This is a genomic window from Butyrivibrio sp. AD3002 (assembly GCF_000420905.1).
In the GTDB taxonomy this organism is placed as follows: domain Bacteria; phylum Bacillota; class Clostridia; order Lachnospirales; family Lachnospiraceae; genus Butyrivibrio.
The window spans coordinates 61,929-82,482 of the sequence record NZ_ATVV01000018.1 but is presented as its reverse complement, the minus strand read 5'-3'; the positions used below and the strand labels follow the sequence as shown (position 1 = coordinate 82,482).

Sequence of the window (20,554 nt, the reverse complement as noted above, 5' to 3'; positions counted from 1 at the left end):
TTTGCCTTATAGGTAAGGGTGTCTTCCCAGATCGCATAAAGGACGTCATCCTCATCCGTGAGTGTGTATGTATTACCAGGCTCATATGTTGTTCCCTGTCCATCAGCCTGTGTATTCCACTCTTTGAATTTGTAGGTGCCGTTTGTGAATGTATCGGCTGCTCTTACTGTAAGTCCTTCGCCGATTTCTCCCTTATCAACAATATCCTCTACAGCTGCACCTGTATTTGCCTTATAGGTAAGGGTATCCTCCCACATAGCAAAGAGCTCATCAACATCCTCAGTAAGTGTATAAGATGAATCCGGCTGGTATGTCGTACCGGTTCCATCAGGCTTAGTATTCCAGCCAAGGAATGTATACTCACCATTTTCGAAGCTGTTGGCCGCAACAGTAAGAGTTGATTCAGGATCTCCTGTTTGTTCAAACGTCTCATCATCCTCTGTGTTAGAATGATAAGTCAGCTTATCTTCCCAAACTGCAAACAGTGCCTGATAAGGCATTGCCTCATTAGCAGCAACCTTTGTTGCCGCCTTGCCTTCATAAGTGAATGCGCCGTTTTCATATGGTATGAATAGACTCAGCCCGCTCTTTTTCCAATTGGCTGAATTATTCATAAATCTAGATGCCTCTTCGTCAGTATTACCCATGTTTACCTTTGCCCAGCCCTTGAATTCATACTTGGACTTGTAGGAAGAGGTATCAGGAACTGTCTTAATTTCAACTGCTTCATTGATCTGCAGTGTGCTCTTATCTGTGGTTTCTCCGGCGTCAACCTTATCAATTGTGAATGCAGCTGTATTATCGTTTGCATACCACGGTATGTAGGTAGGTGTAGCTTCTTCTTTAAGCTTGTACTCAGCACGAAGCTGGATTACATAAGAATTCTTGCCTCCTCCAAGCGAAGTAACCTTAGCATATGCTGCTTTTATATCATATGATCCCCCGGGGAATACATCCTGCACATCCTCGTATTTATCCCCTGAAATGTATTTCTGAACTACCCAGTTCGAGAAAACATATCCTTCAGGAGCCTTTACTGCCGGCACTGCTATCGCACGTGAATTATCAACGTATAATCCTTTATCCTCAGCAGTTCCTGTTCCTGTTCCGGGATGTCCCTTGCCATCAATATCAGGATCGGTCAGGCTGTAAACAACGTTAATTCCTTCCGCACCGTCGAGAACCTCTCTCCACTCAGCATAGATATCGAACTGTTTGGTAATCCAAAATCTATTCGCATCCTCAGGTAACTTATCAGTATACGGAGTGGTAACCGTATCTTCATTCAGGACATATACGTCTCCATTGAATACTGAATCCGGCTTAAAGTCAGGAGTTGTATACCAGCCAACAAAACGGTATCCTGCTTTTCTTCCTGTAGGTGAACTGATTTTTGCGCCGTAATCTACACGGAAATCCATGGCCTGATTATTACCCCAATCTGCACCTTCCATATTGGGATGCAGGAATGCACGGTACTGTATCTGACGCCATTTTGCAAATACTGTTACACCTCCCATAGGCATTGTGGTGTTAAAGTCGTATTTAGAATTACATGCCTTATCCATGTACCAGCCTTCAAATACATATCCAGGCTCGGGGCAATCTACTGTTATATTATATCCACTAATATCAGCACCAAATTTGATATCATCTCTTTCAGTTAATTGAACGCCGCTATTATTCTGTATTTCACCGTCTGAACCATTAGCATATTTACCATCCATATAGTTGATAGCAAATGCTTTAGGCTGATAATAATAGTTTATAGTACCTGTTTTGGGACGCTCAGTTACACTATACCCATCACGTTTTACATATTCATATCCGTCTATCGGCGGAGCATGCTGAGAGTCAATACCACTCTGATTAGATCTTACTGTAACCTTCTTGCTGGGTTCAGCGGGATATTCTCCATTTGCATCCGCAAAATAGAGATTATAGGTCCAGTTATAAGGATCGCTGTCATAACGGGCTACTACATAGTTGCCATCCTTGGAAGTAAGATCTGCAAGAACGCACTCATCCATTATTCCAATAACACCTTTGACAGTATTTCCACCATTACCGCTACTGGTATAGGACTTAGCTCCTTTGCGAAGAAGCCAGCTTACAAAAGTTTGTCCGCTAGGTTGTACTTCTTCGTATGTAGGCCACAGGCCCGAGATATCATCACCATAATAGGCAGTGATAGGATAATAGTAGTACTGTCCGTCAGCTGTACCGGGTGCAGTACCTTTAATCTTGGTAATACCATTTAAGGGTAGGTTCCAGGCTCCGCCATACGCACCGTTACCTGCATATTGTGATCCCGTGTAAGTATTATTACCGGTCTTCCTTGTTAAATACATCTTAAGTGTATACTGAACACGATCAAAGTATACATTTGCTACGCCGGTACCCTCGGCGGTTATTGTTGCATCTTCAACATTCTTAAGTGTAAATCCGACAAACTCAGGATGCTTAATATTGGGAAGATTTTCTGCATCGGCAGATTTAACTCCGCCATACTGTTCTTTGGCTATCACTGCATATTTAACATCTCCAATTGTCTTTTCTTCGATAGCCTTTTCATCTTCTTTTATCTTCTTTCCAACGCGTCCTTTTCCTACAGCAGACCCTGCAAAATCATAGCCGTTTTTGGCCGCATTCTGCTTCCAGATAAGAATTGTATAGGGCGCTTCGTTATTAGGAGTCCATTTTGCATAGATGGTTGTTTTCTCAGTAAGCGGGTTACCAAATGTAAATTCATTTCCGTCTGTGCATGCTTTGTCTTTGAACCAACCGCCAAAAGAATAACCCTTTCTGGTCATCTCCTCATCCGGTCTGGATTTTCTTGTAACCTCATCTGCTTTAACAAATATCGGTGCGCAGTAAGTAGCTCCTTTTCCGTTCTCATCAAAAACAAGCCAATGTCCTGAAGGAGCATCTACAGAGAAGGCTACATCACCTTTTATTGTTATGTCCGTGGGATTAGGGAAAGGCTTATCAGTTTCTACTCCCCCTCTGTCTACAATATTCCCATTGCCTTCAGCAACAAGCCAGCCTTCAAACTTATGCTCATCATCAGGCACAGTATATGCCATATTTACAGTGTAAGGTCTGATTGAAGCATCTCCTGTAGCATCAGCACGTACATTAACTGCATGCTCTCCAAGTACAACTTCGTTTTCAAGATATTTTACCTTGTACTGCTTAAGAAACATTGCATAGTATTCCAGTACTGTTCCGCCTTCTTCATCAGCATCGATTGCAGGTGGAAGCATACCGTTAACTGTATCCCTTATTTCTTGAATAGTAAGTCCGGTTGCATCAGGTTCATAATTCTTGTCAGTTGTCCATCCTGCAAAATTAACGCCGGCTGCTAATTGACCAACTCCAGGATCATAGAGAACCTGCTCCATCTTGTCATTCTTCTTGACATACATTGAAGCAATCTCTTCATCACCATTCTTGAAAACAACCTTTACACGGCAGTTATCATCATCTTTTCCGACAACTACATATACTGAGAAATCGCTGGAATTAAATTCAGCTGTATCGCCGTTCATACTTGCATCAGAAATAACATTCGCATCTCCGTCATCAGAAATGTGAACTACCTGTGCTTCATCGGATTCTGTGATTACTTTACTGTGAAGCTGTACCTTGATAGGCTTTTCAGGCTCGATATCCTTATCCTTGTAGTAGAAAGTGATATCAACAGCTGCTGTGCTGTCAGCCTCAACGCCTGCTGCCTGTGCAGCTGTATCAAGGATGGCCTGATCATATACAGCAGTAACCTTCATTATGGTGCCTTCAGGAAAAGCTCCTTCTCCGGCTTCAACGTGAACGCTGATATCACCGGCCTCATCATCAAAGATTACAGCCGGCATATCAACTTCGGGCTCAGCCTCTACCGCAAGCTTTTCGAAGTTAGCTGTGAAAACAGCACCCTCAACGGTCTGCTCTGCTGAAGGAACAAAAGTTGCTTCCTCTCCTACTACTGTAGCGGCAGCATCTGTCCAGTTTGCAAACTTATAGCCTTCATCAGCTATAGCTGTAGATCCGGCAGCAGCCTCTGTAACTGTCTCAGTTTCTACAGATACTTTACCGCCTTCAGCTGCAACATAGCTTATCACGATACCCTGAGGTGTCTCAGCTGTAGGTGCTTCAGCTTCTCCAGCCTCGGCAGGTGCCTCTTCAGGCACTACTGCCTCACCGTTCTCCTCTGCTGGTGTCTCTGCTGAAGGTGTCTCCTCAGCGGGAGTATCTGCTGCAGGAGTTTCCTCTTCGGGAATCTCTGTAGGCTGTACTTCCTCTGTGGGCTGTGCATCAGGATTCTCCACATTTTCAGCAGGCTCTTCTACCTGAGCTTCTTCTGCCGGTGCCTCTGCTTGAGGCTCCTCTACCTGTGGTTCTTCCTGTACAGGTTCCTCTGCCGGTGGTTCCTCTACTTGAGGCTCCTCTACCTGTGGCTCCTCTACCTGTGGTTCCTCTACCACCTCCGGTGCCGGCTCTTCAGCCTCCTGCACATTCTGTTGTTCTGCGCCCTGGGGTTCCCAGAGCCCGTTTTCGTCTGATAGACCTTGCTCGATTGCATCTACGTCTGAATTAGCGCGAGCGCCAATGCTGTTGTAGTCTGACCCAAAGGTCGTAAGAAGGACTACAAGAGCCATAAATGCAGCAAGTTTACGTGCGATATTCTTACGCATGACTTTTTCTCCCCTCGATAAAAAAGTTAACTAGTGCAATATATATTATTATATGAAATTTTCTTTCAAAATAAACTACCAAATATGAAATAATCAATTCATAATTCGTACTTGACAAGTTGAGAATTTCGTGAAAATAGGTCTATATTGTTTCTATTGTATGCAAAAGAGCTGCCATATGCAGCTCTTAAAGAACAATTTGTGATATTTTCAGATAATTATTTTAATTTGTTTTTGAAAAAATATTGCAAGAAAATGATTGACATTTTTTCAGGACTTTTGTCAGCCATTACTTCTTATTCCAAATATATCCGATTGCAGCTCCGACAATTCCACCCACAATATGTGCTGTGTTAGAGATATTATCGTTTATGAAAACCCCGTCTATTATCTGCTGTCCTATAAATATGATTGCAACAAGAATGAAAGTAAGCGGGATTTCTCCGCCTTTGAAGCCTGTGAAGGAAGTCATTACGATGAATGCAAATACAATTCCGCTAGCTCCGCATAGTGCAACAGTAGGGAAAAACATTGAATTTACGATTCCCGTTATAAGAGCGGTAACAAGTATAACAACAACAAGTTTTGCTGATCCGTACTTTTCCTCAAGCGCAGGTCCAAGCAGAAGTATATAGGACATGTTGCCGATGAAATGCTCCCAGCCGGAGTGTCCCAGCGTATAAGTGAAGAATCTGAGATAGGTGAGCGGCGATCGAAGATCCGATCTGTAGGTTGTGAAAAATGTCTGTGTGCTGGCTCCATGCGTTACTATTCCCAGAAGAAGGACTGCAAAACTAAGCAGTGCAAAGCCAAGTACAACAGGTGCGTTAAATGTTATCTTTAGTTTTTTCATTTTCCCAAATCCCCTTAAGTAAGCAATGATTTTATGTAATCATATCACATTTTTCTCCTAAATATCAGATAAACCAAGGCCGGTACTAGACAAGATACCCTGTTTTTTCTTAGAATAAATATGCTGTGCTGCGGCGCAAGCATAATTTATTTTAGCGAGGTTTTTATGAATATTAATCCTATGGCAATTATGGAATTGCAGCAGAAATTTAACACCTTCAAGGCTGAGCACCCGCGCGTATTCCCTTTTTTCAATGCGGTAAAGGACTCATCCCTTCAGGAGGGCACCATTTTTGATATGAAAATCACAACTCCGGACGGAGCTTCAAAGCAGTGTAATATCAAGCTTACACAGAATGATATCGATCTTTTCAGAACCATGATGGATATGGGAAGGCAGCAATAATATGAAAGCAGTCATTTTTGATATGGACGGAACCATCCTCGACAGTCTTGATGATTTAAGAGACAGCGTGAATCATGCTCTTCGTGAGAATGGTCTTCCCGAGCGTTCAACAAAGGAGGTTCGCGCTTTTCTCGGAAAAGGTATGGTATACCTTGTGAATAAATGTGTTCCCGAGGGCACGGATCCCGAGACCGAGAGCAGGGTTCTTGCCATGCACAAGGAGTACTACCCTCTTCACTGCACGGAGAAGACGAAGCCCTATCCCGGAATCTGCGAGCTACTTAGGTCTCTAAAGGATGCGGGAATTAAAACCGCGGTAGTATCCAACAAAACCGATGAAAATGTACACAGGTTGGCAAAGAGTTATTTTGACGGTCTTTTCACAGTGGCTGTAGGCGCAAGAGAAGGTGTTCCGAGAAAGCCCTCACCGGAGCTTGTGGATATCGCGCTCTCTGAGCTTGGTGTGTCAAAATCGGAAGCCGTGTATGTCGGAGACTCTGATATTGATGTTGCCACCGCAAAGAATTCAGAGCTTTCAATGGTTACTGTTTTGTGGGGATTTCGCGATAAGCCTGAGCTTATAGAAGCAGGTGCGGAGCTCTTTGCAAAAGACACAGAGGAACTTAAGGAGATTTTACTTCATGAGTAAACATGGAATGGTAAAAGCTGTCGGTACTCACTTCGAATATGAGGACGGCACAATTTTCTATCCTTTCGGTACAACTATCTATGCCTTCGCGCATCAAACTTCGGAAATAATCGAGCAGACCTTTGAGAGCCTTTCCGGCTCTCCTTTTAATAAGGTCAGAATGTGCGTTTTTCCCAAGGACTATACCTATAATAAAAATGAGCCGGAGTTCTATCCGTTCCATAAGACTGATTCCGGGTGTTGGGATGTAGATTCACCCGATGAGAGATTCTGGAATCATCTGGAAGGCATTATTAAGCACCTTGATAATATGGAGATTCAGTGCGATCTCATTCTTTTCCATCCCTACGACAGATGGGGATTCTCGCAGTTTTCACAGGAAGATAATCTAAAATATCTGCAGCTTTGCATAGACAGGCTGGGACATCTTGATAATATCTGGTGGAGCCTTGCGAATGAGTATGATCTTCTGCTTCATAGAAAGAGCATGGAGGATTGGTATGAGATTGAGGAGTATCTAGCATCTCATGATAAGAGGCATCATCTTATTTCCAACCATAACTGTTTTGTTCCCTGGGATACTTCGAGAGCGAATATTACACACGGTTCCTACCAGACCAAGCGTTTTCCCGATATTGGAGGTCTCGTTAGGAAGTTCGGAAAACCGATTATGGTTGACGAGTGCTGTTATGAGGGAAATATTCCCGATTTCTGGGGTTCTATTTCCGGCGAGGAGATGACTGCCAGATTCTGGATGAGCATCGTAAGCGGGGCTTACTGTACTCACGGAGAGACTTTTCTTGATCCTGACGATGTGCTGTGGTGGTCGAAGGGCGGCCGCTTAAAAGGAACATCTCCCGAGCGTATTGCTTTTCTTAAAGAAATTGTTGAAAGTCTTCCGGGACCGGTTGAACCTCCGGCGGGCGGTATTCCTTACTTCTCTGAGCTCTCCGATGAGGAGCGCCGCGAAAAAGAAAAGGATCCCGGTTTTGTCAGTTTCATGAATGCCATAGAACTGATGACTCCCGAGAACCGTCATATGCATTTCTACGCAGAACACTGCTACAGCGGCAGATGCGCTGATAACTCTGCTATCATCAATTATTATTATCTCAGGTGCTGTGCCAGGGATACTCTGGTTTTGCCCGCAGATAAAAAGTACAAAGTCGAAGTAATTGACACCTGGAACATGACCAGGGAAGTTGTCCTCGAGAATGCATCAGGAAAGGTTACTGTTGCTCTGCCCGGCAAGCCCTATATGGCTGTGATTGCACACTAGGGAAATAACACTTCCCAGAACCAGTACTGCTCCGGCTATTGGATAAATGATCAGAAGCTTGTTTGTTGTTCCGTATATGGCAAAGGTTTAAAAAGGATGCTATGATTTTTTAGTATATGATTAGATAGAACTTTTCCTGATTTGAAAGATTGACTGAATAAAGCTTTGCGATATTAATGAGGAATGGCCGGGCTCCTCGAGAAGCCCGGCCAACTAATATGAAGAAAGAGTGTGTGTATGTTATTTCCAAAAGGATTGCTCCTCTCGATGATTACACTATATACCTCTAACCTAAATTGAAACTAAATGCTAAATTAAAAATTCAGCCTGAAACTGATTATCTTAATCAGTCATGAAATATATCACGGATTAGTTAGCATCTGTTGTGTCTTCCGCTGCAGCATCCTCAGTAGTATCTTCTGTAGTAGTATCTTCTGTAGTAGTTTCCTCTGCATTATCTGCTGTAGCTTCTGTTCCATCAACTGTCTCTGCTGCAGGTACTACATCCTCTGAAATCTCTGTTGCAGCCGCATCTGCTGTAGGATGTTTAGCAGCATAAACTCTCCATCCTACCAGAGAACATACAGCAAGCAGAAGCACCAGACTTACACACTTTGCAATCTTTACATTTCTCTTATGTTTTGCGATTCTTGCCTTTCTCCCCTTCTTCTCGATTTTGTAAGCATCAACTTTTTCCTGACTCATTTTTGTTTCCTCCAAATTGATAATTGATGTGGTATGGATAAACACTGTGTTTGATTGCGACTTTATTATCCACATATTTTTGATGCTAGCACACAAATGTGTCTTAATTTTGAACCACAATGTTTTTTGTTGTGATTAACATCTTATATACTTAGCATTTCCACATTATGTCCATAGGATTTATTCATCTTCTGTGAAAACCACTTTTTTAATTCTTTCACAGATTATTTTTCTGCCAAAATCTGTGTTATGGGCTTCTACTCTTTATTCACAGATATTTTTCCTTTATCCACCCAGTTTTGTGTCAGATATTTCTGTGTTCCTTACGCAATACTAATTTTCACAGATAAATTTAACTATAAAAATTCAAAATCATCTATGATATTACACATATTATTTTTTTCACAGATTTGACCAATTTTTTTATCTGTGTTCTAGCACAAAATTTATATTACGCAGATTAATCCGATTTACACATCTGTGGTTTTGCACAAAACTCCTATTCCACAGAAAAAGGACTCCAGCTGTAAGTCCATTCCTAATTTCTTCGCGAATTGACTTACGACAAGCCTATAAATAATGCTATATCCATCAAATCTCTTCCACATAATTAACATACTCCAGCTCCTGGAGTCTTCTGATGATTTCCCTGTGGGAGCGTCTTCTGGAGCTGTCGATATCGATCAGAAGTGCAACATCAGAGGATTGAAGTGTCTTCTCCTTGCTCTTGGTCATACTGCTGATTGAGAGATCCTCTTCAGACAGATACTTGGAGAGCTTAGTGACTGAGCCTTTATTCACTTCAATATACATGCTCATGTACTTACTATATTCTTCAACAACATTGCTGAGATTCATAAGCACTACGTTGGCGATCATGACCAGCACAAAGCAAGTGATGCCGATAACGATATATCCTGCGCCAATAGCCATTCCCATGCAGGAAGTAACCCACAGAGAAGCAGCTGTGGTAAGTCCCTTTATCTGTTTCTTACCTGTGACGAGGATAGTACCTGCGCCGAGGAAACCGATACCGCTTACTACGCCGGCGGGAATTCGGCTGACATCAGCCCCAAGCCCCGGCAACATTGCAAGATATATATTCAGGGATGTCGCAACCGCTGAACCAAGGCTCACAAGAGCAAAAGTCTTGATACCCGCGGTATGACGCTTTACCACACGTTCCCAGCCAATGAGGCAACCGAAAAGAGTTGCTATCACAAGTCTAAGTGCGACCGCAAGATCGGCACTGCTTTCAAAAAATTCGAGCGTTCCCATTCAGCGCCCTCCTTTTCTTCGTGTTCTTTTTAAAGCGCATATAATGTATTTTCTTCAAAGTTCAGATAAACCTTGTCGCCTACACCATAAATCTTCTTGTTCTTCGGGTTGTACTCCTGGATCTTAACAAGTTCATCACCGATCTTAATGTGATAATCCTGATAAGCACCCATGAAGCATGAATACTCAACTTCGCCCATTATAGAACCGTTGTCGCCAAGGGTTGCTCCCTCGGGACGAAGAACGATGCTGCACTCAGCTCCATTTCCAAGACTTCCTGTTGAGCACTTAACCTCTTCACCATTTATTTCGACAATATCCTGTGACTTGACAATAGCCTTAAGGAAGTTTGCTTCGCCAATGAAATCTGCGACAAACTTGTTGTTCGGATAGTAGTAAGCTTCCTGAGGTGTGGAAATCTGCTCCACAAGACCACCCTTCATGATGATGACCTTATCGGAGATAGCCATAGCCTCACTCTGATCATGAGTTACATAAATAGCTGTGATTCCTGCTTCCTGCTGGATTCTTCTGATCTCTGTTCTCATGGAAACACGAAGCTTTGCATCAAGGTTTGACAAAGGCTCATCGAAAAGGAGCACGCCGGGCTCAATTACAAGCGCTCTAGCAAGAGCAACTCTCTGCTGCTGTCCACCTGAAAGCTGGTTAGTCATTCTGTTTTCCATGCCCTCAAGTCCTACGAGTCCGAGAATGTCAGTAACCTTTTTCCTGATAGTCTCCTTATCCATCTTACGAAGCTTAAGTCCGTATGCAACATTATCAAAAATGTTGTAGTGAGGAAGAAGCGCATAGCTCTGGAAAACCATAGCTGTATCACGCTTGTTGGGAGTGAGCGCATTTATCGGCTCATTTCCAAGGTAAATCTCTCCCTCATCCGGGCTCTCAAAGCCGGCTATCATACGAAGTGTTGTTGTTTTTCCGCATCCTGAAGGTCCAAGAAGTGTTACGAAACTTCCGGGTTCGATCTCGATATTTGCATCCTTAACTGCATAGAAATCTTTACCGGTCTTGGGATCCTTGTAAATCTTTGAAATATGTTCAAGGCGTACGCCCTTTTTCTCCTTTGACATAATTTTTCTCCTCCCGTCAATCTGTAGTCTTAACCTGGCGACTTGTTCCGAAATGTTTAATCACAAGGTTCATAACAAGAACCGCACTGTAGGTGATAAGGATCAGGATTGATGCAAAAGCGCAGGCAATTCCGTAGGATCCCTTCTCTGCGAACTCGTTGATCTGAACCGTAATAAGAAGATACGAAGGTGTAACCAAAAGGATGATTGCACTGATCGCTGTGATACTTCTTACGAAGGATGTTACAAATCCCGAAAGGAAGCTGTCCTTGATAAGCGGAAGTGTAACTGTCATAAACACTTTGAAGCTGTCGGCACCCATATCATAAGCGGATTCCTCAATGCTCTTATCAATCTGTCTGAGGGCGGAGATACCGCTTCTGGTTCCTGTAGGAAGGCTTCGAACGATAAATACGATTACGAGAATAGCACCTGTTCCGTACAGTCCCTGAAGGATTCCTGTTCCGAAGATACCGCCTGAAAATCCTCTGATATATCCGATACCGAGTACAGTTCCAGGAACTGCCATAGCCAACATTGAAACCGCCTCGATAAAGCCCTTTGCCTTGAACTTTCTCTTAACAACAAGATAAGAGATGATCATGGACAGAAGTGCCGTGATAGGCGCTGATATGAAGGAAAGAATGAAGCTGTCCTTAAATGCTTTGAGTCCCTTGTACTTTGTGAACACCTGACCGAACCACTTGAAGGTCAGATGAAAATCGTATCCCCAGGTCTTGAACATAGCGCCGAAGGGAACGCAGATATACATGATTATTACGAAAATCGCGAGCGCTGAGCACAGGATTGTAAGAGGGATTGTAACGCTCTTATCTGTGATGAGCATACGCTCTCTGGACGCTTTTCCTGAAAGAGTAGCTGTGCTCTTGGCTTCGAGATAATACTTCTGGATGATAAACATCACGAGTGTGATTGCAAGAAGTACAACCGCCATGGCAGCCGCGCCCTGCTTATCATACGCACCTGTGATCTGAAGGTAAATTGTTGTCGCAAGTGTATCGTAGGAACCACCGATAATCATGGGGTTAGCAAAGTCCGCAATAGACTCGATGAAGGTTACAAGGAAGGCATTTCCAAGACCCGGAAGAATAAGCGGGAAAGTAACCGTCATGAATACCTTGAAACGGGAAGCGCCCATGTCTCTGGCAGCCTCCTCAAGTGAAGGATCGATATTTTTCAAAAGTCCCTTGAGCATCATGTAGCACACAGGGAAAAATGTAAGTGTCTGGACTATGGCGATGCCCCAGAATCCATACACGCTGTTGTCATAGATATGTAAGATAAAACGTGTAATGATACCTGCTTTTCCGAAAAGCATGATCATTGAAAGTGAAAGCACAAACGGCGGCGAAACCACCGGAAGCATGGAAACGACTTTGAAAAGGCCTTCCATGAATTTTGTTCTGAGTTTTACATAAACCTCAACATAAGCAAATAAAAGGCCTATGAGAGCTGACGCGATACCTACCAAAAATCCAACCTTAAGTGTGTTGGTAATCGCGCGTCTGAAATTTGAGAGTCCCATAACTCTCTTAAATGTATCAAGCGTTAACCCCGATTCAGATACAAAGCTGTCAACAAGCAGTATAGCCAGCGGGTAAAGAATAAATACTGTAAGAAAAACCACCAAAAGAATAATGGTAGAAACCATGATGGGATCCGCCATGAGCTTTTTCCTGTCAAGGCTGGCACTTTGACTCTTTGCCATTTTTCAACTCCTCCTCTAAAAAATTAAGGGCGGATGAAATACACATCCGCCCATAATAGTTATATTACTCGGTCTGGAAACGATCGTCTGCTGCGCTTCCGAGTGCGGTCATAACTTCCTCAATGTAAGTTTCTGTATTCTTTTTTGCATCTTCGAAGTCATAATCCATAACGTTCTCGGGATCAAGTCCAAACTCTGCTGCTACTTCGGGCTGCTTTGCATTGTCGATAACAAGGAACTGGTAAGAACCGTTCTGTGCTGCTAGCTCAACGCAATCAGGGCTGAGTGCATACTCGATCCAAAGCTTAGCTGCATTGGGATGTGCGCATCCCTTGAAAATAGCTGTTGCACCGATCTCGAAGGATGTTCCTGTTGAAGGAATTACGAGGTCAATATTGCCATAACCGTTGTCAACGATCTGTGTGATGCCATCGTGAAGGAAACCGATACCTACGATACACTCACCTGTTCCAACGTTCTTGGAAGGGCCTGAACCTGACTTTGTGTAAACTTCGATGTTCTTATCGAGGTCAACGAGGTACTGGATACCTTCATCATGTCCGTACTTCTGGATCATTGTGTTGATAACAAGCTTAGCTGTTCCTGCTGTGTTGTAGTTTGAAAGCCATACAAGTCCCTTGTACTTCTCATCAAGAAGATCCTGCCAGTCCTTAGGCTCGTCGATGCCCATTCTCTCGAGCTCGTCTCTGTTCACCATGAAACCAAGGATTCCCTTGTAGATTCCATACCAGTAACCATCCTTGTCGCGATACTTATCACCGATAAGATGAGAAGCATTCTGTGCTTCATATGCCTCAAGAAGTCCCTCGCCTGCTGCTACGTTATAGGGATCGGTTGTGCCGCCGAACCAAACGTCACCTGAAGGATTTCCGTTCTCTTCTTCGATCTTACTCTGAACTTCACCGGTAGAAAGGCGCTGATACTGAACTTTTATGCCATACATTTTTTCGAAGTTCTCACAAGCTGCTGCAAGGTACTCTTCCTCGCATGAACCGTAAACGATGAGCTCTCCCTCAGCCTTAGCTGCCTCAATAAGAGCATCCATTCCGCCGGCCTCTGTAGCCTCACCTGCATCCTCTGTTGCCTCTGCAGCTTCTGTTGTCTCCTCTGCTGCGGGCTCTTCTGTAGCTGTCTCAGCCGGTGCAGCCTCCTCAGTCTTTGTCTCAGCAGCAGGTGCCTCTGTAGATCCTCCGTTAGATCCGCCACAGCCAACTACGCTGAGTGTCATAAGTCCTGCTAAAACCAATGCTAACTTTTTTCTCATTTTCCTCTCCTTTCAAAATGTTAAATACATTTGATAAGAAGATGATACCGAAGGAAATCGTTTTTCTATACCTAAAATTCTGTTTAATTATCCAATATTTTGAACTTCACTTCACAAAGTCAGAGGGGGAACTTCCGGCGTACTTCTTAAAGACAGTACTGAAGTACTTGTAGTCGCTGAAGCCGGTAAGTTCCGAGACTTCATACACTTTGTAGGTGCCGGTTTCGAGGAGCTTTACTGCCTGGCTTACGCGGTAGCGGTTCAGGAAATCAAGATAGGTCTGGCCGGTGGCCTCTTTGAATTTGCGCGAAAGATAGCTTGAAGACACTCCCAGTTCCTCTGAAAACATGTCCAGACTGATCTTCTCAGAATAGCGCTCACGCGTCCTCTCAATTATCTGCTGAATATAGTCATTATCCTTGTCCGACTTGATGAAGGCCACATCGAGGTCATCTCCGGATTTCTTTCTCTCCGAAAGCTGCTTTATCTGCTTATCCTTCTCGATCTCGGAAGTTACCTTCGCAACATTTTTCCTCAGTTCTTCCTCATCCACGGGCTTCATCAGATACGCTGATACTCCAAGGTCAATCGCCTGTTTTGCGTATTCAAAATCGGCATAGCTGGTCATTATGATAGCCTTGAAGTCAGAGATTTCCTGCCCTTTTCTGATCATCTCAATGCCGTCCATAACAGGCATCATTATGTCTGCAAGAACTATATCCGGTGAAAGTTCCTCAATCTTCTCAAGGCCTTCCTTGCCGTTAGCGGCTTCGCCTGCTATGGTGCAGCCCATGCCTGTCCAATCCATGGTGTAGGCGATGCCCTTTCTTATGATATCTTCGTCTTCTACAATAAGTACTCTGTACATTCTTACCCTCATCCGGCGCTACATATGCTTCGGAATAATCATCCTCACACACGTGCCTTCATTCTTCTTACTTGTAACATCCAGGCCGTAGTTGCCCTTGTAAAGCAGCCTGATCCTGCGATGAATATTATACAGCCCATAATGGTTGGTGCGGTTTTCATCCTCTTTCAGGTAATTCTGGATCACCCACAGCTGCTCCTCATCAATTCCGGCGCCATCGTCTTCGCAGATAAAGACAAGCTCATCCTGCATCTGATAGCCGCGAATATTCACCGTCAGCTTTTCACGGTCACCGAAGCCGTACTTGATAGCATTTTCAAGAAGAGGCTGCAGCATCAGCTTCGGAATGAGGCAGTCCATGATGTCCTCACTGACCTCGATATTATAGGCAAAACGCTTGTTGAAACGTATCTGCAATATATTCAGGTAAAACTGCAGATTATCAAGATCCTCCCTGACCGTAACTTCCTCTCGCATATCACGGATGCAGTATCGCAAAATCCCCGACAAAGACACAATCATCTTATCAGCTGCCGCGGGATCGATCTTAGCCATGAATCTTATATTATCAAGAGTATTGAATAAAAAGTGCGGATTAAACTGGCTCTCCAGCTGTTTAACCTGCGCGAAAGCCGCATTTTGTGCTAGTTCGTTGTTCCTCTCTATCTGCTCGCGAAGGCCCTTAAGCATGTCGTTGAAGTCGTTACCGATGGTCATGAACTCCTTGCTGCTGCCTATCCTGAGGCTCACATCAAGATTGCCGTTCTGAACCTCTTCAAGGGCGTTCTCAATTTTCCTGATATCCCTGGTGTATTCCTCTGAGCTCTTTGCCGTACTTCTGACTGTAACAAACGCAATTGCCAGAAATACTATCGCAAGAATCACAATAAGTACTATAATCAGCTGAACGCTCCAGCCCATGTCGGTTATAGTATAGACCCCAAATCCCTTGTCGGTTACCGACTTATGCACATAGAACAGTCCGCCGTCGGCCATGATAAATCCTGTGTTTTGTGAAATCCTCGAATCTATCTGTCCGTAGCTGTCTCGGAGTTTATTCGTGTTTGCCGCGTAGATCCAGCCATTTTTATCTGTGATGATCACATATCTGCTCTGAATCTCCGACGCCACGCTGAGCACATCCGAGGGCACGATATAGACGATCATGAATCTGAGTTTCTCGCCGCGATACACGCCTTTTCCTATGCAGAGTTTCTTATCGTACAGAATCGACGCGGTCTTACCCCTCGCCTTCTTCAAAGCCTTCAGTATGCCCCAGTTTGAGCTTGTTCCATCCGTCAAAAACTGTGGAACACTACTCTTACTCTTAAACAGCACCTTCTGATCCTTTGAGAGGATAATCAGATCTCCGATATCCTCAAATTCCGAGGTCCTGTCATACAGAATTCCGAAAACCTCATTCCTCGAAACGGTCAGATGATTATTCTCAAGAGATTCTCCAACATCATCCATCATCTGATAATAGATGTTGGTCATCCTTGTGAGCTTTTCATTGACAGCCTCATTTTCTCCACGATTTGAGATTGCCATAATCAAGGCAAAGGAAAATACAAAGAGAATCAAAGCCATTACGGAAACAAGCGCTACGGGCACAACCGAAAATCTGATGAAGGTTTTTCTTATGTTTTCCTGAAAAGATGCGGGAGCCTTATTCATCGCTATCCTCCCCGAAAAGTGCAAGGAATTTGGAATTCCATTCATCCTTTTTGCTGATTACTTCATCTCTGTCGACATCGATTGCGGTAATCTCATTATCGGGGATAACAAGCTCCGATGCAGATACATCGCGTCTAACAGAGCGTCTTCCGAGGTTACCCGCCATAAATTCCTGGGTCCCCGCACTTGTCATGAAGTCTACAAACTTCTCCGCCTTCAAAATGTGCGCAGAATCCTTGCTGATATAGATTCCGTCAGGCGTCGAAACGACACCCTCCTCCATGTAGATTATCCTTATATGCTTCCCTTTTCCGAGCATAGTAACCGCAGCTTCCTCAAAAGTAAGACCTGCCACATATTTTCCTGCAGCAACGCCCTCGTAGACTTCAGAAGAACTTCCAAGCAAAATACCATTCAGCTGATCGATGAATTTTTCCACATAATCCCAGCCGGCTTCCGGATTACCATCCCCCATCGCATAGAGAATGTTAACCAGGTGCTCGAAGGCAGAAGATGACTTACCGGGATTCGCATAAGCGATCTTACCCTTGAGATTCTCGGCAAGAAGGTCCTCATAGCCCTCAATCTGCGTGTTTCCTATAATATCTTCGTTCACGATGATCACACTGGGAACGTTGGAAAAACAGGTGATCCTCCCGTCAATATCCTTGAAATCATCCTTGAACATAGCCCTGTTCACGGTTTTGTACGGGTAAAAGAACTCACTGTATGCACCAACGGACAAAAGCGATCCTCCCCACAAAACATCGATATTTTCATCGTCCACCATGCTGCGAATAGCCTCGGAAGTACCGCAGCTGCGAAGGTCCACCTCTATCCCCGTCTCATTTTCAAACTCCTGAATAAGAGGAATCATGAAATCCGTCGGATGCGGTGAAACAACAACGAGCTTATCACTGCTTTCTGTATTCTTTTTATTTAGATTAAGCAAAATTCCGCCCAAAAGAGCCACTACGAGCAGAACTGCAATTATCGCCCAAATCGGCAAGCCTTCACGCTGTTTCATACAACCGTTATCCTTTGTTCTAAAACAATTAAAACTAATAGTTTTGGAAATATAATACACTGATTATATCATGTGGAAAAATATTTTCGGGAGCGCGCAATTTGATCGCGGCGGGGGTTGAAAAAAGGTCGGAGAAGTCATTAAAATATAAAGGTTGTTAAATAAATTAAGGAGAAACCAAAATGACCATAGATGCATATATAAATCCGGATTTTACTTTGATAAAAAAGCTCATATTCTTTCTTTTGGCACTGGTTGGCATAATCATCTGTGACTTCCTGATCCTCGGCGGAACAGAAATAGTCACAACAAGCAGAGAACGCGAAGAGCGGAAAGCCCTTATCAGTGAACGTTTTCATAACTCGGTTCAGCTCCTGTATGAGATGATAATCTCCGCGACCTCAGTCATGTCCTTTGCCTGCGCCTATGTGGTATTAAACCACGTATACAGCCTGATTCAGGGCACCACGCAGACAGGATACCTCGGACAGTTCATGTATATCTGGGAAAACTGGAAGGATTTCGTACTTCTGCTTCTTATCTGCTTGTCCTGCGTTTTAAATACAATTTTGGATAAGATCATCATCCCTTTAAAAAGGATTTCCAGAGATGACATCGCCTGCGTCAGAATGCTGGGTATGTTTTACGTGATAATCATCTTGATGTTTCTTAATGTCATCGGCGACGAAAGTGAGTACAGCCCTGTTATGATGTACTATCTCGGTCTTATGATAGGTCGTTTCGTTTACTTCGACGCTTCCTTCAAGGATTTCCTGCATGCCATGAGAAACATATTCATGAAGCTCCCGCTTCTGATGCTGGGACTTACGCTGTCGGGGCTCCTTTGTTTCTTTGGATTCGAGGCAGGTTACCTGCTTGAGCGCAATTACTACATAGTGGGAGCTTTTTACACCCATCTGTTCCTGCTTGCGGCTGTTTTCGTTTTCCATCACAGCCACATTCTGTATTTAGTTATAAAAAAACGCTAAAAAAATATAAATCCAAATAAATATTAGTACTATGCAGATTTTTATATGATAATATATTAAATGGAAAAATGATTTTTTCTGATTATCAGCGTAACTTTTGTGAGGGCATATGATAGCTGGCAAGAAGATAATAGCTCTATGCACATATAGAATATACGACTCTCAGGTCTTCAGTTTTACAGCAGAACTCAATGAGCTCTTGAAGGCAGCTGACAGCCGTCTGTTTATCTATGCCATGAATGCCGAAATAGGCAATGTCGGCAATGCCCATCTCGCAGAAGCATCTGTTTTTGACCTTATTCCTTATGACAAAGTCGATGCCATTATTATCATGGATGAAAAGATCAAATGTCGTGAGCTCGTCGAACGAATCATCGACAAGGCTAACAGTCATGAGGTTCCCGCCATCATCGTTGACGGCGAATATGATAATGTTTCCCATGTAAAATTTGATTATGCCAAGGGTTTTGAAGCCATAGTAAGGCACATAATTGAGTTCCACAAGCCTAAACATCCTCATTTTATGGCCGGAAAACCGGACAGCGAATTCTCAAACGAGAGGCTTGAAGTTTTCAAAAAAGTCATAGAAGAAAATGGCTTCACCTTTGATAACAGCATGGTAAGCTACGGGGATTTCTGGTCGATTCCTTCAAGAGCTGCTGCCAAGGAGCTGCTTAAAAGGGATATCGTTCCGGATGCCGTTATCTGTGCCAACGATATCATGGCGATAAATGTCTGTGATGTCTTTAGTTCCCACGGAATTACTACCCCGGATCAGGTTCTGATATCCGGATTTGACGGACTGGATGAGGCCTTTTTATCCTCTCCCGGAATCACGACCGCTATCTGTGACAGTGCAACTCTTGCAAATACCGTCATGAAAGTTATAAACGGCGTTCTTCGCGGCGAAAAAAACATTACCGAGTGGATAACTCCCAGTTTCATGGCCAACGAGTCCTGCGGCTGTCCTCGCTGCCAGATTAACTGGATGTCTACTGTTCAGGGCTTTAACAACAGATTCTACCATCATCAGGATGACGTATATATTATGCAGGATCTCACTTCCAACATCATGGCTAGTGACACGATGGCCGACTGCATTTGGCACCTTTCCAATTCAGTTACGAACTCCATCACCAATAATATGTGCCTTATTGTGGAAGATGCCTGCTTTAACATCGAGAACAATTATTTCCTCGAAGACATGGAAAAGACCACCAGAAGCGTCATCTATAACTCCTACAGCGACACTGACGAGATTTTCCCGTACAATGAAGAGGATATCATCCCAAATCTCGAGGATATCATGGAGAGGGGCTATCCCATTATCTTCAATGTTCTTGAGTATATGGGAAAAGATATCGGTTTTGTATGCTATTCCTTCAATCGGTACGATCTGATAGATTATTCAAGAACTCCGAGCCTTACAAACTGTCTCGGAATGGGCTTTGGTGGTTATGTAACCATCCGCTACCAGAAATATCTGCGCGATAAGATTCAGAGGATGTATCAAAATGATGCCCTCACCGGTCTCTACAACAGACTGGCATTTCTTTCAAAACTTGAAGAGCTCAAGGATGCGCCTCAGAATTCCGGCCAGAAGCTTACAATCATCATGACCGACTTAAACGGCCTCAAAGAGATAAACGACAATCTCGGTCATGCTGCCGGCGACCGTGCAATAGCTACGGTTGCGAAGGTGCTTAAAGCCGTATGTCCCAAAGGTTCTCTTTGTGTCAGATTCGGCGGTGATGAAATGCTTGCCTTGGTGCCCGGCGAGTGCAACAGCTGCGATATTATAGCGAAGATGGAGAAAAAACTTAAGGAAGAAAGCGAAAAGCTTGGCTACACCGTATCTTCAAGCTACGGAGCATACTCGACTATATTTGATGAGTTCCTCGACCTCGATAAGATCATTGCCATGGCCGATGAACAGATGTACAAGATGAAAAAAAGAAATAAACAGAATAAGAAAAATAACACTCCCGAGAACTGATTCATTCTCGGGAGTTTTTATTTGATGTT

15 protein-coding genes are annotated in these 20,554 nt (G+C 43.7%); 5 read left to right on the top strand and 10 right to left on the bottom strand.

Annotated features, from left to right (window positions below):
• Both G596_RS23910 and G596_RS0113210 read right to left on the bottom strand, forming a co-directional pair.
• Window positions 1-4,694: InlB B-repeat-containing protein (locus G596_RS23910; protein WP_026671334.1), on the bottom strand; the 4,694-nt coding region annotated here is incomplete at its 3' end.
• A gap of 289 nt (window positions 4,695-4,983) precedes the next feature.
• Window positions 4,984-5,547: a rhomboid family intramembrane serine protease gene (locus G596_RS0113210; RefSeq protein ID WP_022762321.1), complete on the bottom strand. Its 564-nt coding sequence runs from the start codon at window positions 5,545-5,547 to the stop codon at window positions 4,984-4,986.
• Between the two features lie 165 nt (window positions 5,548-5,712).
• Here G596_RS0113210 and G596_RS0113205 point away from each other — a divergent pair, with 165 nt between their 5' ends.
• Genes G596_RS0113205 through G596_RS22165 form a run of 3 tightly spaced genes read left to right on the top strand, consistent with a single transcriptional unit; the run spans window position 5,713 to window position 7,880 of the window.
• Window positions 5,713-5,952, top strand: coding sequence for a hypothetical protein (locus G596_RS0113205; RefSeq protein WP_026498853.1), 240 nt, complete (start codon window positions 5,713-5,715; stop codon window positions 5,950-5,952).
• A 1-nt stretch (window position 5,953) separates the two neighbouring features.
• Window positions 5,954-6,601: an HAD family hydrolase gene (locus tag G596_RS0113200; protein ID WP_022762319.1), complete on the top strand. Its 648-nt coding sequence runs from the start codon at window positions 5,954-5,956 to the stop codon at window positions 6,599-6,601.
• A complete protein-coding gene (locus tag G596_RS22165; protein ID WP_022762318.1) occupies window positions 6,594-7,880 on the top strand; it encodes a DUF5605 domain-containing protein in 1,287 nt (428 codons plus the stop codon). Before G596_RS0113200 ends, G596_RS22165 begins: the two co-directional genes overlap by 8 nt.
• Before the next feature lie 369 nt (window positions 7,881-8,249).
• Here the strand turns inward: G596_RS22165 and G596_RS22160 are convergent, their stop codons facing one another.
• From G596_RS22160 to G596_RS0113155, 8 genes are all read right to left on the bottom strand, one after another.
• Window positions 8,250-8,585, bottom strand: coding sequence for a hypothetical protein (locus tag G596_RS22160; protein WP_022762317.1), 336 nt, complete (start codon window positions 8,583-8,585; stop codon window positions 8,250-8,252).
• A gap of 591 nt (window positions 8,586-9,176) precedes the next feature.
• Entirely contained in the window at window positions 9,177-9,863 is a 687-nt protein-coding gene (locus G596_RS0113185; RefSeq protein WP_022762316.1) for an MgtC/SapB family protein, read from the bottom strand.
• A 29-nt stretch (window positions 9,864-9,892) separates the two neighbouring features.
• Window positions 9,893-10,954 (bottom strand): ABC transporter ATP-binding protein, encoded by a 1,062-nt coding sequence (locus tag G596_RS0113180; protein ID WP_022762315.1) that lies wholly within the window; start codon window positions 10,952-10,954, stop codon window positions 9,893-9,895.
• Window positions 10,955-10,970: 16 nt separating this feature from the next.
• Window positions 10,971-12,683, bottom strand: coding sequence for an ABC transporter permease (locus G596_RS0113175; RefSeq protein ID WP_022762314.1), 1,713 nt, complete (start codon window positions 12,681-12,683; stop codon window positions 10,971-10,973).
• Between the two features lie 64 nt (window positions 12,684-12,747).
• Window positions 12,748-13,968 (bottom strand): ABC transporter substrate-binding protein, encoded by a 1,221-nt coding sequence (locus G596_RS0113170; protein ID WP_022762313.1) that lies wholly within the window; start codon window positions 13,966-13,968, stop codon window positions 12,748-12,750.
• 106 nt (window positions 13,969-14,074) lie between these two features.
• Window positions 14,075-14,836, bottom strand: coding sequence for a response regulator transcription factor (locus G596_RS0113165; protein WP_022762312.1), 762 nt, complete (start codon window positions 14,834-14,836; stop codon window positions 14,075-14,077).
• An 18-nt stretch (window positions 14,837-14,854) separates the two neighbouring features.
• Entirely contained in the window at window positions 14,855-16,513 is a 1,659-nt protein-coding gene (locus tag G596_RS0113160) for a sensor histidine kinase (RefSeq protein ID WP_022762311.1), read from the bottom strand.
• Window positions 16,506-17,540, bottom strand: coding sequence for an extracellular solute-binding protein (locus G596_RS0113155; RefSeq protein ID WP_022762310.1), 1,035 nt, complete (start codon window positions 17,538-17,540; stop codon window positions 16,506-16,508). The genes G596_RS0113160 and G596_RS0113155 overlap by 8 nt, the downstream gene beginning before the upstream one ends.
• 182 nt (window positions 17,541-17,722) lie before the next feature.
• Between G596_RS0113155 and G596_RS0113150 the strand changes: the two genes are divergently transcribed.
• Both G596_RS0113150 and G596_RS0113145 read left to right on the top strand, forming a co-directional pair.
• Window positions 17,723-18,529, top strand: a complete 807-nt coding sequence (locus tag G596_RS0113150) for a hypothetical protein (protein ID WP_022762309.1) — start codon at window positions 17,723-17,725, stop codon at window positions 18,527-18,529.
• Window positions 18,530-18,638: 109 nt separating this feature from the next.
• Window positions 18,639-20,525, top strand: a complete 1,887-nt coding sequence (locus tag G596_RS0113145) for a diguanylate cyclase (RefSeq protein ID WP_022762308.1) — start codon at window positions 18,639-18,641, stop codon at window positions 20,523-20,525.
• Window positions 20,526-20,554: the final 29 nt, after the last annotated feature.

Excerpts from the sequence above, each read along its gene's own strand:
- G596_RS0113185 (WP_022762316.1), bottom strand. The coding sequence starts at position 9,863 with ATGGGAACGCTCGAATTTTTTGAAAGCAGTGCCGATCTTGCGGTCGCA.
- G596_RS0113165 (WP_022762312.1), bottom strand. The coding sequence starts at position 14,836 with ATGTACAGAGTACTTATTGTAGAAGACGAAGATATCATAAGAAAGGGC.
- G596_RS0113155 (WP_022762310.1), bottom strand. The coding sequence starts at position 17,540 with ATGAAACAGCGTGAAGGCTTGCCGATTTGGGCGATAATTGCAGTTCTG.
- G596_RS0113170 (WP_022762313.1), bottom strand. The coding sequence starts at position 13,968 with ATGAGAAAAAAGTTAGCATTGGTTTTAGCAGGACTTATGACACTCAGC.
- G596_RS0113175 (WP_022762314.1), bottom strand. The coding sequence starts at position 12,683 with ATGGCAAAGAGTCAAAGTGCCAGCCTTGACAGGAAAAAGCTCATGGCG.
- G596_RS0113150 (WP_022762309.1), top strand. The coding sequence starts at position 17,723 with ATGACCATAGATGCATATATAAATCCGGATTTTACTTTGATAAAAAAG.
- G596_RS0113145 (WP_022762308.1), top strand. The coding sequence starts at position 18,639 with ATGATAGCTGGCAAGAAGATAATAGCTCTATGCACATATAGAATATAC.
- G596_RS0113160 (WP_022762311.1), bottom strand. The coding sequence starts at position 16,513 with ATGAATAAGGCTCCCGCATCTTTTCAGGAAAACATAAGAAAAACCTTC.
- G596_RS22160 (WP_022762317.1), bottom strand. The coding sequence starts at position 8,585 with ATGAGTCAGGAAAAAGTTGATGCTTACAAAATCGAGAAGAAGGGGAGA.
- G596_RS0113180 (WP_022762315.1), bottom strand. The coding sequence starts at position 10,954 with ATGTCAAAGGAGAAAAAGGGCGTACGCCTTGAACATATTTCAAAGATT.
- G596_RS0113210 (WP_022762321.1), bottom strand. The coding sequence starts at position 5,547 with ATGAAAAAACTAAAGATAACATTTAACGCACCTGTTGTACTTGGCTTT.
- G596_RS0113200 (WP_022762319.1), top strand. The coding sequence starts at position 5,954 with ATGAAAGCAGTCATTTTTGATATGGACGGAACCATCCTCGACAGTCTT.
- G596_RS22165 (WP_022762318.1), top strand. The coding sequence starts at position 6,594 with ATGAGTAAACATGGAATGGTAAAAGCTGTCGGTACTCACTTCGAATAT.
- G596_RS0113205 (WP_026498853.1), top strand. The coding sequence starts at position 5,713 with ATGAATATTAATCCTATGGCAATTATGGAATTGCAGCAGAAATTTAAC.